13 protein-coding genes are annotated in these 13,661 nt (G+C 59.9%); 9 read left to right on the forward strand and 4 right to left on the reverse strand.

What is annotated here, in order from left to right; translation table 11 throughout:
- Positions 1–42 precede the first annotated feature (42 nt).
- From CAG11_RS32020 to CAG11_RS32035, 4 genes are all read right to left on the reverse strand, one after another.
- Positions 43–843, reverse strand: a complete 801-nt coding sequence (locus tag CAG11_RS32020; protein ID WP_085600569.1) for a Crp/Fnr family transcriptional regulator — start codon at positions 841–843, stop codon at positions 43–45.
- 13 nt (positions 844–856) lie between these two features.
- Positions 857–1,129, reverse strand: a complete 273-nt coding sequence (locus CAG11_RS32025) for a TfoX/Sxy family protein (protein ID WP_085600571.1) — start codon at positions 1,127–1,129, stop codon at positions 857–859.
- Positions 1,130–1,348: 219 nt separating this feature from the next.
- Entirely contained in the window at positions 1,349–1,693 is a 345-nt protein-coding gene (locus CAG11_RS32030; RefSeq protein ID WP_022641006.1) for a pentapeptide repeat-containing protein, read from the reverse strand.
- Positions 1,694–1,786: 93 nt separating this feature from the next.
- Positions 1,787–3,343, reverse strand: a complete 1,557-nt coding sequence (locus CAG11_RS32035; RefSeq protein ID WP_085600573.1) for a bifunctional aminoglycoside phosphotransferase/ATP-binding protein — start codon at positions 3,341–3,343, stop codon at positions 1,787–1,789.
- A gap of 114 nt (positions 3,344–3,457) precedes the next feature.
- Between CAG11_RS32035 and mrcB the strand changes: the two genes are divergently transcribed.
- From mrcB to msrQ, 9 genes are all read left to right on the forward strand, one after another.
- On the forward strand, positions 3,458–5,782 hold the full coding sequence (gene mrcB, locus CAG11_RS32040) for a penicillin-binding protein 1B (RefSeq protein WP_085600575.1): 2,325 nt from the start codon (positions 3,458–3,460) through the stop codon (positions 5,780–5,782).
- 16 nt (positions 5,783–5,798) lie between these two features.
- Complete coding sequence (locus CAG11_RS32045; RefSeq protein WP_053138727.1) at positions 5,799–6,545, forward strand: M48 family metallopeptidase; 747 nt, start codon at positions 5,799–5,801, stop codon at positions 6,543–6,545.
- On the forward strand, positions 6,545–6,880 hold the full coding sequence (locus tag CAG11_RS32050) for a YqcC family protein (RefSeq protein ID WP_085600577.1): 336 nt from the start codon (positions 6,545–6,547) through the stop codon (positions 6,878–6,880). Before CAG11_RS32045 ends, CAG11_RS32050 begins: the two co-directional genes overlap by 1 nt.
- A gap of 577 nt (positions 6,881–7,457) precedes the next feature.
- Positions 7,458–9,182 carry an acetolactate synthase 3 large subunit gene (locus CAG11_RS32055; protein ID WP_085600588.1) on the forward strand — a complete coding sequence of 575 codons (1,725 nt, stop codon included), beginning with the start codon at positions 7,458–7,460 and terminating at the stop codon, positions 9,180–9,182.
- 1 nt (position 9,183) lies between these two features.
- On the forward strand, positions 9,184–9,675 hold the full coding sequence (gene ilvN, locus CAG11_RS32060) for an acetolactate synthase small subunit (protein WP_011063488.1): 492 nt from the start codon (positions 9,184–9,186) through the stop codon (positions 9,673–9,675).
- A 45-nt stretch (positions 9,676–9,720) separates the two neighbouring features.
- Positions 9,721–10,737 (forward strand): ketol-acid reductoisomerase, encoded by a 1,017-nt coding sequence (gene ilvC / locus CAG11_RS32065; RefSeq protein WP_022641000.1) that lies wholly within the window; start codon positions 9,721–9,723, stop codon positions 10,735–10,737.
- A 146-nt stretch (positions 10,738–10,883) separates the two neighbouring features.
- The gene (gene pssA, locus CAG11_RS32070; protein ID WP_053138721.1) at positions 10,884–11,741 is read left to right on the forward strand and encodes a CDP-diacylglycerol--serine O-phosphatidyltransferase; all 858 of its coding nucleotides are present in this window, start codon (positions 10,884–10,886) and stop codon (positions 11,739–11,741) included.
- Between the two features lie 63 nt (positions 11,742–11,804).
- Positions 11,805–12,818 (forward strand): protein-methionine-sulfoxide reductase catalytic subunit MsrP, encoded by a 1,014-nt coding sequence (gene msrP / locus CAG11_RS32075; RefSeq protein WP_085600579.1) that lies wholly within the window; start codon positions 11,805–11,807, stop codon positions 12,816–12,818.
- On the forward strand, positions 12,818–13,438 hold the full coding sequence (gene msrQ / locus CAG11_RS32080; protein ID WP_085600581.1) for a protein-methionine-sulfoxide reductase heme-binding subunit MsrQ: 621 nt from the start codon (positions 12,818–12,820) through the stop codon (positions 13,436–13,438). Before msrP ends, msrQ begins: the two co-directional genes overlap by 1 nt.
- Positions 13,439–13,661 lie beyond the last annotated feature (223 nt).

Here is a 13,661-nt window from a genome sequence, read left to right on the forward strand (position 1 = left end):
ATTTCGCTAAACGCTCGTTTGAATCGTCCTCCGGATTCGGGTTTATTCGCGATTGCCGAGGGCCTTGAGCCGGATCACTTCCCGGTTCAACAGGTTGATGCGCCGGGCCATGCTTTCGATCAGGCTATGGGCTACTCGTGGATTGCTCTGGGTCAGGCTGAGGAACTGATCCCTGGGAATCAGCATCACGGTGGTCGGTTCGCTGGCGATCACGCTGGCGCTGCGCTTTTCACCGGTGAACACCGACATGGCGCCGAAGATCTCGTCCTTGGGCACGTCGCCGACCTTGTGCCCGTCGACGAAGGCCTGGGCATGCCCCTCGACTATCACGAAGACATGGTCCGCCTCATCGCCCTGGGCGATCAGCACTTCGCCTTGCTGTACGCGCTTGAAGCCATTATGACTGCGCAGTTCCGGCGGTTTCAGGCGGGCAACGGCATCCGAGAGCAGGGCGGTTTGGCCGATCAGGTATTGCAGCAGCAACTCCGAGCGCTGTTCATCGGCATGGATGTGCCGGAACACATCGGCTCTCAGGTACGGAATCAGTTGCAAGGGCGCGTCGCAGCCAAGCAGCCAGTGGGGCTGCTCCAGGCCCCGACGCAATCCCACCAGGTCGCCTTCATGCAGGTAGAACAGTGGACGATCCTCGACGCTCGCCTGGATCACACCGCTTTCCAGCAGGTAGATCTGATGGCCGGGCAGGGCGCCTGAAAGGTCCGCCATGGCCGGCAGTTCCAGTGTCGGGCCGCAGGGCGCCAGGCCTTCGAGCAGTTGCGGCGGAATGTTCTGCAGGCGATTGATCAAGGCATCGGCGTAGGCCGGCTGCTCTCCCAATAGATACATAGAAGTGTGCCAATCAGTTTTTTGGACGGGTGGAAATGGCATCCAGCTGCTTGTTCAGGGCTTCCTTGCGTTCGGCGGGGAGGTCGTTCCAGTGCATGTCCATCAGCGCGCCCTCGATGGCATAGAGCAAGACCTTCGAGGCACGAAAACCCCGGGTGCGCACGGCCCGGTATGCGTCCACCGCTCCCAGGCGACGCAGGTCCGAAGCACTATGGATGCCCACTGCATGCAGCCACTGCGCGGATGTCTTGCCGAGGTTCTTCAGGTGTTGCAGTTCATCATTCATCAAGCCTCCTGGCGATGGCCGAATGGTGAGTGGGCAGCTTCAAAGGAGTGTAGCGCTCAGCAGAAAACGCGCTGTGCGTTGGTCGGGTTCGACGCAAATGCTTCTAAGGCGGGTCAGTTCATCGTTGGAGCGGAGGGGAGTTCGCGACGCAGTACGGCAGGGGAAGGAGCGAGGGCATATCCGGCGCAGGGCGATGCGCCGGATATGCAGAGAGGAACCTCAGCGGGTGTTGTAACGCAGGCGGGTGCCGAAATTGACCGACATCAGGATCTCGTCGGCAGTCAGCTCCACGGGGAAGTAGGCCCCGGAAATCTGCGCGTGGGCAAGGCTTGCGCCTTCCATCGAGGCGTTTCGAAGATCCAGGCCGCGCAGGTCGGCAGAGCGGAAATAGGCGTCGGTGAAATCGATGCCGGTGGCGTTCAGTTCGCGCAGGTCGAGACCGCGGAAGTCGCCGCCACGCATGTCGATGGGTTGATCCTTGGGGCGCTCACGGTTGAAGCCCGTGATGTCGTCCTTGTGCAGTAGAGCGTAAAGCGCAGTGTCGAGAAGTTTGGGTTGGCTCATGGCGACGTCACCGGCGGTGGATTTATGACGCCAGTATAGTGCCACTGTTTTTCAGCCGTGAAGTCTTTGCCACTTCACGACTGAAAGAGTGACTCAGAGACCCGGCAGGCGCTGGCGAATATTGGCGACCAGGACGTCCAGGCTACCGCTTTCGTTGGTCTCGACGCGCTTGCTGCGCAGCAGTTCCTCTTCTGTCAACGCCTCGCGCGTGGCTTGCTGCTCGGCGATCACCGCTAGGGTAGCGTCCGATGGATCGTTCTGGTCGGCCTGACGTTGCTCGAGCCAGCTGGCGATGACCGCCTGTGGGGCGTTGCAGTCGATGATCAGGCATGGCGTGCCGGTGGCTTCGGCAACCTTGGCGGCGGCGTCACGCTGGGCACGCTTGAGGTAGGTGGCGTCGATGACCACGGGGAAGCCGGCACGCAAGATGACTTCGGCGATTTCATGCAGGCGCTCATAGGTCGCGTTGCTGGCATCGTTGCTATAGATGCCGGCATGCAGGTCATTGGCTCCCTGCTGCTCGCCGAACAGGCGCTTGCGTTCGACGTCGGAGCGCAGCCGAACGGCGCCCAGGGCATCGACCAGGCGCATGGCCACATGGCTCTTGCCTACCGCCGAGACGCCGGAGGTGATGGCCAGGAAGCGCGATGGAATGGTGCTGTAGCTTTCCGCCAGGTTGGCGTAGTTGCGGTACTGGCGCAGGGTGGTGGCGCGCTGAACTGCGGTGGCGTCGGCCGGCATGCTGAACAGACTGACCTTGGCCCGTACCAGGGCGCGGTAGGCCTTGTAGAAGTTGAGCAGTTCCAGGCCCTGGTAGTCGCCGGTCAGTTCCAGGTACTGGCTGACGAAACGTCGCGCCAGGCTCTTCAGGCCACGGTCTTCCAGGTCCATGGCGAGGAAGCCGGTGTCGGCGTACACATCGGTAAAGCGGAAGGGCTCGTTGAATTCGATGCAGTCGAAGATCACCACGTCGCCATCGATGAGGGTGGCGTTGCCCAGGTGGATATCGCCGTGGCATTCGCGAATGAAACCATCGTTCTTGCGCTGGGCCAGCAGGGGCTTGAGGCGTTCGAAGCTGGTTTCGGCCCAGGCTTCCAGGGCCTCGAGTTGCTGCAGGTCGGCCTTGTCGCTGAGGAATGGGCGGATCTGCTCGAAGTTCTGGCGCACCGGCGCCATCACACTGTCCGGGGTTCCGGCTTCATGATCGGCGGGAACCTGGGGAGCGCTGAGGTGGAACTGGGCGATCTGCCGGGCCATCTGGTCGATGTGCGCAGTGGTCAGTTCGCCATTGGCCTGCAAGGTGCTCAACAACTGGCTCTGGGGGAACTGGCGCATTTTCAGCACATAGTCGACCACCGGGCCGCTACCGCCCAGTTCCGGGGTCTCGACACTGCCAGTGACTGGCAAGACCTCCAGGTACAGGTCCTGGGTCAGGCGCTGGTTAAGACGCAGCTCCTCGGCGCAGAAATGCTCCCGGGCTTCCAGGCTGGTGAAGTCCAGGAAGCCGAAGTTGACCGGTTTCTTCACTTTATAGGCGAAGGGGCCGGTGAGGATCACCCAGGAAATATGGGTTTCGATGACCTGGAATCCGTCTACCGGATGCGGGTACAGAGCTGGGTTTTGCAAGGCGGCGATCAGTGACTGGCTCACAGGCGGTCCTTCAGGGTCGGAAAATCGAGGGCGTCATTATGGCCGCTGTGGGCGTCATGGCAAACCTCGCTGGCGCATGTTGATGATGAATCAAAGTGCGTATAATCCGCCGCCATGACTCGTACCCGATCCCCTCGTTCTGCAAAAAAATCTCCCTCTGGCGGCCTGCGTCCCTGGCTGGGCTGGGCGCTCAAGCTCAGTCTGGTGGGCCTGGTGGTGCTGGCCGGCTTCGCCGTCTACCTCGATGCCGTGGTCCAGGAGAAGTTCTCCGGCAAGCGCTGGACCATTCCGGCCAAGGTCTATGCGCGCCCGCTGGAGCTGTTCGTCGGACAGAAGCTCAGCAAGGACGACTTCCTCACGGAGCTCGATGCCTTGGGCTATCGCCGTGAAAGCGTTGCCAATGGCCCCGGCGCGGCTTCGGTCAGCGGCAATACAGTTGACTTGAATACCCGAGGCTTCCAGTTCTATGAAGGACTGGAGCAGGCGCAGCCGGTGCGCGTACGTTTCTCCGGCGATTACGTGGCCGAACTGTCCGGCAGCAAGGGCGCGAAACTGGCGGTGGTACGTCTTGAGCCCCTGTTGATTGGTGGCCTGTATCCCAAGAACCTCGAAGACCGGATCCTGATCAAGATCGACCAGGTTCCGCCGTACCTGCTGGAAACCCTGGTGACCGTCGAGGACCGGGACTTCTACTCGCACTTTGGGGTCTCGCCCAAGTCCATCGCCCGGGCGATCTGGGTCAACACTTCGTCGGGCCAGATGCGCCAGGGCGGTAGCACCCTGACCCAGCAATTGGTGAAGAACTTCTTCCTGACCAACGAGCGCAGCCTGTCGCGCAAGCTCACCGAGGCCATGATGGCCTTGTTGCTGGAGCTGCATTACGACAAGCGCGAGATCCTCGAGGCCTACCTCAACGAAGTGTTCGTCGGCCAGGATGGCCAGCGCGCGGTGCATGGTTTCGGCCTGGCCAGCCAGTTCTTCTTCAGCCAGCCGCTGTCCGAACTCAAGCTGCATCAAGTGGCGCTATTGGTGGGCATGGTCAAGGGACCTTCCTATTACAACCCGCGGCGTTATCCGGAACGTGCTCTGGAGCGGCGTAACCTGGTGCTAGATCTGCTGGCTCAACAGGGCGTCGCCACGCCAGAGCAGGTCGAGGCAGCGAAGAAGATGCCCCTGGGCGTGACCAAGCGCGGCAGCCTGGCAGACAGTTCGTTCCCCGGCTTCCTCGACCTGGTCAAGCGCCAGCTGCGCGAAGACTATCGCGATGAAGACTTGACCGAGGAAGGACTGCGGATCTTCACCAGCTTCGATCCGATCCTGCAAATGAAGGCCGAAGCCTCCGTCAACGACACCTTCAAGCGCTTGTCCGGACGCAAGGGTTCGGATGAGGTCGAGGCGGCGATGGTGGTGACCAACCCGGAAACCGGTGAAGTCCAGGCGATGATCGGTAGTCGCCAGGCCGGTTTCGCCGGATTCAACCGAGCCCTGGATGCCGTGCGTCCGATCGGCTCGCTGATCAAGCCGGCGGTCTACCTGACGGCCCTGGAGAAACCCAGCCAGTACACGCTGACCAGCTGGCTTTCGGATGAGGCCTTCTCGGTCAAGGGCGCGGATGGCCAGGTGTGGAAGCCGCAGAACTATGATCGGCGCAGCCATGGCACGGTCTTCCTGTACCAGGGGCTGGCGCATTCCTACAACCTTTCCACGGCCCGGCTCGGCCTGGAAGTGGGCGTGCCGAATGTCTTGAAGACGCTCGGGCGCCTGGGGGTAACCCGGGAATTCCCGGCATTCCCATCCATGCTGCTGGGCGCGGGGGGCATGAGCCCGATGGAAGTGGCCACCATGTACCAGACCCTGGCCAATGGCGGTTTCAATACGCCGATGCGCGGGATTCGCAGTGTGCTGACCGCTGAGGGCGAGCCGCTCAAGCGCTATCCGTTCCAGATCCAGCAGCGTTTCGATGCGGGCTCGATCTACCTGATCCAGAGCGCCATGCAGCGAGTCATGCGCGAGGGGACCGGGCGCTCGGTGTACAGCGTGCTGCCCAGCAGCCTGACGCTCGCCGGTAAGACCGGTACCAGTAACGATTCCCGCGACAGCTGGTTCGCCGGGTTCAGCCAGGACCTGCTGGCAGTGATCTGGCTTGGCCGCGACGACAACGGCAAGACGCCGTTCACGGGAGCCACCGGCGCCCTGCAGGTGTGGACCAGTTTCATGCGCAAGGCCGATCCGCTGCCGCTGGACATGCCGCAGCCGGACAACGTGGTCCAGGCCTGGGTCGATTCACGTACCGGGCAGGGTTCCGATGCCAACTGTCCGGGGGCTGTGCAGATGCCGTATATTCGCGGCAGCGAACCGCCTCCCGGCGCTTCCTGCGGTGGCGAAAGCCCGGCAGGTGGCGAGTCGGTGATGGATTGGGTCAAGGGCTGGATGAACTAAGCGATGAGGATTTGACGTGAACAAGTGGTGGGTTCCAGCTATTACAGCTCTGGCGTTGCTCAATGGTTGCGCCAGCGTGCAGCGCGGCTCGATTCCCGTCGTGGACTCGGGTACAGCCGTGTCCAACAATGAGCGGATTTCCGCTACCGGAGGTTTCCGCCAGACGACGATCAAGCGTCCGGCGCAGGCCCAAGCCCAGACTATTCCCCAGGATTCGGGCGTGGTGGTCATGGTACCGGGTGGTGGCGCGACCACCTCGACACCGATCAGCACCTCGCCTATCACCCCGGGCCCGGTTTCTTCCGGTCCCATTACGCCTGGGCCTGTGGATGGTTCGAGCTACCAGCCGGCACCGATCAACCAGGGCAGCTACAACATGCCATCGGCTCCAAGCGGCATTCCCTCGGCCCGTTCCGGTGGCCTGTCGGCGGACGAGCAGTTGGATGGCCCGGTACTGGCGTTGCTCACGACCGCTCAGCAGCAACAGTCCAGTGGTGACCTGAACGGCGCTTCTTCCAGCCTCGAGCGCGCGCAGCGAGTGGCTCCCCGAGAACCGCAAGTGCTGTATCGCCTGGCCCAGGTGCGCATGGCCCAGGGCGATGCCCCGCAAGCCGAACAGTTCGCTCGCCGTGGCCTGAGCTTCGCCAATGGCCGCCCTGACCTTCAAGCCAGCCTGTGGGAGTTGATCGCCCAGGCGCGTGATAAGCAGGGGGATGCTGCCGGTGCAGCCCAGGCTCGCCAGAAGGCCCGGGTGTCGCTGTGATGGATGTACGTTTTCCCAAGATCGCCGAACAGTTGCTGTTGATCGAGCGTGAACTGCGGCTTCAGGGGCTGTGGGCGGATGAGTCTCCCAGCGCCGAGGCCCTGGCCAGCACCCAGCCGTTCGCCGTGGATACGCTGGAGTTCGAGCAGTGGCTGCAATGGATTTTCCTGCCGCGCATGAAGATGATCCTGGAGCAGGACCTGCCGCTGCCCAATGCTTCCGGCATCCAGGAGATGGCCGAGATGGTGTTCTCCAGCCGCTCGATGCAAGGGCGTGATCTGCAGCTGCAAGTGCTGCTCAAAGAGTTCGATCAACTGATCGTCGCCACTCGCTGAAACAAGGCTGCCAGGAGCCTCCTGGCAGCCTCTAGCCCGCCGCTTCTGCGTGCATCCCCGTGCCGGGTCGACCCATGATTGGGTCGCTTGCTCCCGATCTCTGTTCCTGCCGTAGCCAAAGCCTCTGCCTAGTCCGACTTGGATGGTGCTCGAACGGCAAAGTCAAGGTTCGTATTTCTGAGATTCTTGCGGAAAAACGCGCAATTGGAGCGTAAATTTACCCTGGTTTTGGGCTATTTATTGCGTTTTAGTGAGCTTAGTTCGAATTAGCTATATAGACAGCTTGACTTGCCGAGGGCGAAACAGAAGAATCCAAAGTCCGCTGTAGAGGGACTGCCAGAAGCAGACCCGCTCAGCAGATCATGAGGTGCACATCCGCACCGAAGTGCTACACCCGCAACGCGTTACCTCGCGCTGGGTGGGAAATCCCCGCAACACTTTGGGGCATTCCCAATGCTTGCTCAGTCAGTGCTGACGTAGTCGGCGACCACCGTCGCTCATGCTCTGCTGAGAAGTAAACCTATTAAGACCCGCTCCCTTTTGAGGGCGGTATTCTGGCGTTTTAGAGGTGAACAACGTGGAGCTTTTATCTGGCGGTGAGATGCTCGTCCGCTTCTTGCGTGACGAAGGCGTCAAATATATCTACGGGTACCCAGGTGGTGCTCTCCTTCATGTTTACGATGCCCTGTTCAAGGAACCGGAAGTTACCCACATCCTGGTTCGTCACGAACAAGCGGCTACCCATATGGCTGACGGTTATGCCCGTGCCACCGGCAAGGCCGGCGTGGTACTGGTGACGTCCGGCCCGGGTGCGACCAATGCCATCACCGGTATTGCCACCGCCTACATGGACTCGATTCCGATGGTGGTCATTTCTGGCCAGGTGCCCAGCACCATGGTCGGTACCGACGCGTTCCAGGAAACCGACATGATCGGTATCTCCCGGCCGATCGTGAAGCACAGCTTCATGATCAAGCACGCTTCGGAAATTCCGGAAGTCATGAAGAAGGCCTTCTATCTGGCGCAATCGGGTCGTCCTGGCCCGGTGGTGGTCGATATCCCCAAGGACATGACCAACCCGGCTGAAAAGTTCGAATACGTTTTTCCCAAGAAGGCCAAGCTGCGCTCCTACAGCCCAGCCGTTCGTGGTCACTCCGGACAGATTCGCAAGGCGGCGGAGATGCTCCTGTCGGCCAAGCGTCCCGTGCTGTATTCCGGCGGTGGCGTGATTCTCGGCGGTGGTTCCGCCGCGTTGACCGAGCTGGCCAAGATGCTCAACCTGCCGGTCACCAACACCTTGATGGGCCTGGGTGCCTATCCGGGGACCGATCGGCAGTTCGTCGGCATGCTCGGCATGCATGGCAGCTATACCGCCAACCTGGCCATGCACCATGCCGATGTGATCCTGGCCGTGGGTGCGCGCTTCGACGACCGGGTCATCAACGGTGCGCCGAAGTTCTGCCCGAACGCCAAGATCATCCATGTCGATATCGACCCGGCTTCGATCTCCAAGACCATCAAGGCCGACGTGCCGATCGTGGGCCCAGTGGAGAGCGTCCTGACCGAAATGGTCGCGGCCCTCAAGGAAATCGGCGATACCCCGAACAAGGATACGGTCGCCAGTTGGTGGAAGCAGATCGACGAGTGGCGCGGTGACCGCGGCCTGTTCCCTTACGACAAGGGTGACGGCAGCATCATCAAGCCACAGACCGTGATCGAGACCCTCTGCGAAGTGACCAAGGGCGATGCCTTTGTGACCTCCGACGTGGGCCAGCACCAGATGTTCGCGGCGCAGTACTACAAGTTCAACAAACCCAACCGGTGGATCAACTCCGGTGGCCTGGGCACCATGGGCTTCGGTTTCCCGGCGGCCATGGGGGTCAAGTTGAGCTTCCCTGATAATGATGTCGCCTGCGTCACGGGTGAAGGCAGTATCCAGATGAATATCCAGGAGCTGTCCACCTGCCTGCAGTACGACCTGCCAGTCAAGATCGTCAACCTGAACAACGGCGTGCTGGGTATGGTTCGCCAATGGCAGGACATGAGCTATGGCAGCCGTCATTCGCACTCCTACATGGAATCGCTGCCTGACTTCGTCCGGCTGGTTGAGGCTTACGGTCACGTGGGTATCCGCATCACCGACCTGAAGGACTTGAAGCCGAAGATGGAAGAAGCGTTCGCCATGAAGGATCGCCTGGTGTTCCTCGATATCCAGGTCGATACCAGCGAGCACGTCTATCCGATGCAGATCAAAGACGGCTCCATGCGCGATATGTGGCTGAGCAAGACGGAGCGTACTTAATATGCGGCACATCATCTCCTTGCTTCTGGAAAACGAACCGGGCGCCCTGTCTCGTGTTGTCGGCCTGTTCTCTCAGCGCAACTACAACATCGAAAGCCTGACTGTGGCGCCAACCGAAGACCCGACCTTGTCGCGCTTGACCCTGACTACCGTCGGTCATGACGAGATCATCGAGCAGATCACCAAGAACCTGAACAAGCTGGTCGAGGTGGTCAAGCTGGTGGATCTGTCGGAAAGTGCCCACATCGAGCGTGAGCTGATGTTGGTCAAGATCAAGGCGACCGGTGCCCAGCGCGCCGAGGTCAAGCGCACCACCGATATCTACCGTGGGCAGATCGTTGATGTCAGCGCTAGCGTGTATACCGTTCAACTGACCGGTACCAGCGACAAGCTCGACAGCTTCATTCAATCGATCGGTACCGCATCGATTCTGGAAACCGTACGCAGTGGCGTCACCGGGATTGCCCGTGGCGACAAAGTACTGAGCATCTAATTCAAATTAGCGAATGGCCGGAACGGCCTGACATAGGGGAAGTTCATGAAAGTTTTCTACGATAAAGACTGCGACCTGTCGATCATCCAGGGCAAGAAGGTTGCCATCATCGGTTACGGTTCCCAGGGTCACGCTCAAGCTTGCAACCTGAAAGACTCCGGCGTCGACGTGACTGTCGGCCTGCGTAAAGGCTCGGCCACCGTTGCCAAGGCCGAAGCCCATGGCTTGAAAGTTGCCGACGTGGCTACTGCTGTCGCCGCTGCCGACCTGGTCATGATCCTGACTCCAGACGAGTTCCAGGGCGCCTTGTACAAGAACGAAATCGAGCCGAACATCAAGAAAGGCGCCACCCTGGCCTTCTCCCACGGTTTTTCGATCCACTACAACCAGGTAGTTCCTCGTGCCGACCTGGACGTGATCATGATCGCGCCGAAAGCCCCGGGTCACACCGTGCGTTCCGAGTTCGTCAAGGGCGGTGGTATCCCTGACCTGATCGCCATCTACCAGGATGCCTCGGGCAATGCCAAGAACGTCGCCCTGTCCTATGCCGCAGGTGTAGGTGGTGGCCGTACCGGCATCATCGAAACCACCTTCAAGGACGAGACCGAAACCGACCTGTTCGGCGAGCAAGCCGTTCTGTGTGGCGGCACCGTGGAACTGGTCAAGGCCGGTTTCGAAACCCTGGTCGAAGCCGGCTACGCGCCGGAAATGGCCTACTTCGAATGCCTGCACGAACTGAAGCTGATCGTTGACCTCATGTACGAAGGTGGTATCGCCAACATGAACTACTCGATCTCCAACAACGCCGAGTACGGCGAATACGTGACGGGCCCAGAAGTCATCAACGCCGAATCCCGCCAGGCCATGCGCAACGCCCTGAAGCGCATCCAGGACGGTGAATACGCGAAGATGTTCATCAGCGAAGGTGCTACCGGCTACCCATCCATGACCGCCAAGCGTCGTAACAACGCCGCTCACGGCATCGAGATCATCGGCGAGCAACTGCGTTCGATGATGCCGTGGATCTCTGCCAACAAGATCGTCGACAAAACCAAGAACTAAGTTCGAGTCTTGTCAGGGAAAACGCGGCCTAGGCCGCGTTTTTTCGTTTGCGGGGATAGGTTCTGGTATAAAGCAGGCTCCTTTGTGGCCGAACCGTGGCCCGGGGTATCTGTCGAAACTTTTCACACCGTTGCAAGGTAATGTCCATGAGCGAACGTCCCGAAGAGCCAAACCAGGCCTCTGACGCCGAAAGCCTGCTACCGATCGATGAGCATGTCGAAGAAGGACATGACGCTGAAGGCCGTAAAGTCCGGCATCGTGGTATCTATCTTCTGCCGAATCTGTTCACCACTGCGAACCTGTTCGCGGGGTTCTATTCCATCATCAGTTCCATGAGCGCCCAGAGTGCCCTGAGTGCCGGGGATGCTGCCGGAGCGAGCAAGTATTTTGCCTTTGCTGCCATCGCGATTTTCGTTGCCATGGTGCTTGATGGCCTGGATGGCCGCGTAGCCCGGATGACCAACACTCAGAGTGCGTTCGGTGCCGAGTACGATTCCTTGTCGGACATGGTGGCGTTCGGCGTTGCCCCGGCGTTGCTGGCCTTCGGCTGGGCGCTGGGCGACATGGGCAAGGTTGGCTGGATGGTCGCCTTCATTTATGTAGCCGGTGCCGCATTGCGCCTGGCACGTTTCAATACTCAAGTGGGGACGGCCGACAAGCGTTACTTCATCGGCCTGGCCAGTCCGGCGGCTGCGGGTGTGGTGGCAGGTATCGTCTGGGCCTTCAGTGACTATGGTATCCAGGGGTCGAAGATGTCGTTCCTGGTGGCCCTGATGGTGGCGGCTGCCGGCATGCTGATGGTCAGCAACATCAAGTACAACAGCTTCAAGGATCTCGACCTCAAGGGCCGGGTGCCGTTCGTGGCCATCCTGGCGGTGGTCCTGGTCTTCGCGGTGGTGTTCAGCGATCCGCCCCGGGTACTGTTGCTGGTGTTCCTGGCCTATGCGGCTTCCGGTCCGATCCAGTATCTGCTGCATCTTCGTCGCCGCAATCACATCGAGTGATGTAATTTCCCCCATACTCCGCAGTCTATTGGTGCATCTGTCCTCCAATACTGCGGAGTTGTCATGCTGCTCAAGTTCCTCAAGTCTTCCGATTGCAAAGCGTCGGATATCACTCCTGAATCCTTTTACCTGTCGCGACGCGCCCTGTTGGGTGGCACCGTTGCAGGTCTCGCCGCGGCTGCGCTGCCTCGTTGGGGCAGGGCGGACGAGGCGGTGCGCTATGCCGATGTCGACCCGGGGCAGGCTCCTTCCTGGTTCACGGAGAAACTACCGGCCACTCGCTGGCAAGCGGTGGTTGCCCAAGGGGAGGCGATCACTCCCTTCAAGGATGCGACCCACTACAACAACTTCTACGAATTCGGCACTGATAAAGGTGATCCCGCCGCCAATGCGGGAGCTCTGAAGACTGAGCCTTGGAGCGTGGTAGTGGATGGCGAGGTAGCCAAGCCGGGTCGTTACGCGCTCGAGGACTTCATCAAGCCTTACCAGTTGGAGGAGCGTATCTATCGACTGCGTTGTGTCGAAGCCTGGTCGATGGTGATCCCCTGGATCGGCTTTCCCGTTTCTGCGCTGCTCAAGCAGGTCGAGCCCACCAGCAAGGCCAAGTTCATTCGCTTTGAAACCTTGCGTGATCCCGAGCATATGCCGGGGCAGCGCTCCGGGTTTGCCTTGATTGATTGGCCTTATGTCGAAGGACTGCGGCTCGATGAGGCGATGAATCCGTTGGCGATCCTGGCGGTGGGAATGTATGGGCGGGAGTTGCCGAACCAGAACGGCGCACCGCTGCGGTTGGTCGTGCCCTGGAAGTATGGCTTCAAGAGCGTGAAGTCTATCGTGCGCATCAGCTTGGTCAGTGAGCAGCCCAAGACGACCTGGCAGAGTATCGCCGCTAACGAATACGGCTTTTATGCAAATGTGAATCCGACGGTCGACCATCCCCGTTGGACCCAGGCGCGAGAGCGGCGCCTTCCCAGTGGGCTGTTCAGTCCGAATGTCCGCGAAACCCAGATGTTCAATGGCTATGGGGAAGAGGTCGCTTCTTTATATAGCGGGATGGATCTGAGGAAGGATTACTGATGCGTCATTCGCTCTGGCGCATCGGTGTCTTCATTGCAGGCGCGATATGGCCCATGTATTGGTTGTATGAGGCTTGGGCTTCGCTGTTGGGGCCCGACCCGGGCAAGGTCCTGGTCGATCGGCTGGGGGTGGGAGCCCTGGTGTTTCTGTTACTCACGTTGAGCATGACGCCACTGCAGAAGCTGACAGGTTGGTCGGGTGGGATCGCTGTGCGACGGCAGTTGGGATTATGGTGCTTTGCTTATGTGGCGCTGCATTTGACTGTCTATAGCGTTTTCATACTGGGGTTGGACTGGTCGCAACTTGGCGTGGAGCTGCGCAAGCGGCCTTATATTCTTGTCGGTAGTTTGGGGTTCATCCTTCTGTTGTCGTTGGCGGTAACATCCAATCGCTACAGCCAACGACGGTTGGGGGCTCGCTGGAAGAAGTTGCATCGCTTGGTCTATTTCATTCTTGGGCTTGGGTTGCTGCATATGTTGTGGATCGTCAGGGCCGATCTGAAGGAATGGGCCATCTACGCGTCTTTGGGGGCGGTATTAATGATGCTGCGCCTGCCCTCCGTGGCTCGGCGTATTCCTCGGCTTATGGTTGGAAAAGCATCTTCTGCAAGAAAAGCGTAATTAGTGCTTGACGGCAGATTCTACAGGTCTATAATTCGCCCCACTTCCGGCGCAGTCGAAACGGAAAACTCCTTGAGATTCAACGAGTTACGAAGATTTCGACAGCGGTCACGCTTCAGTCCATCGAAGCCCGAAAGGAGCTGATAAGGCAGCGAAAGTAGCCTTGTTAGCGTTTCGATCCTCTCGGTCGAAAGCGGTTAAAAAGAGGTGTTGACAGCAGCGT

Origin of the sequence: Pseudomonas sp. B6(2017) (genome assembly GCF_002112765.1) — a bacterium.
GTDB lineage: Bacteria > Pseudomonadota > Gammaproteobacteria > Pseudomonadales > Pseudomonadaceae > Aquipseudomonas > Aquipseudomonas piscis.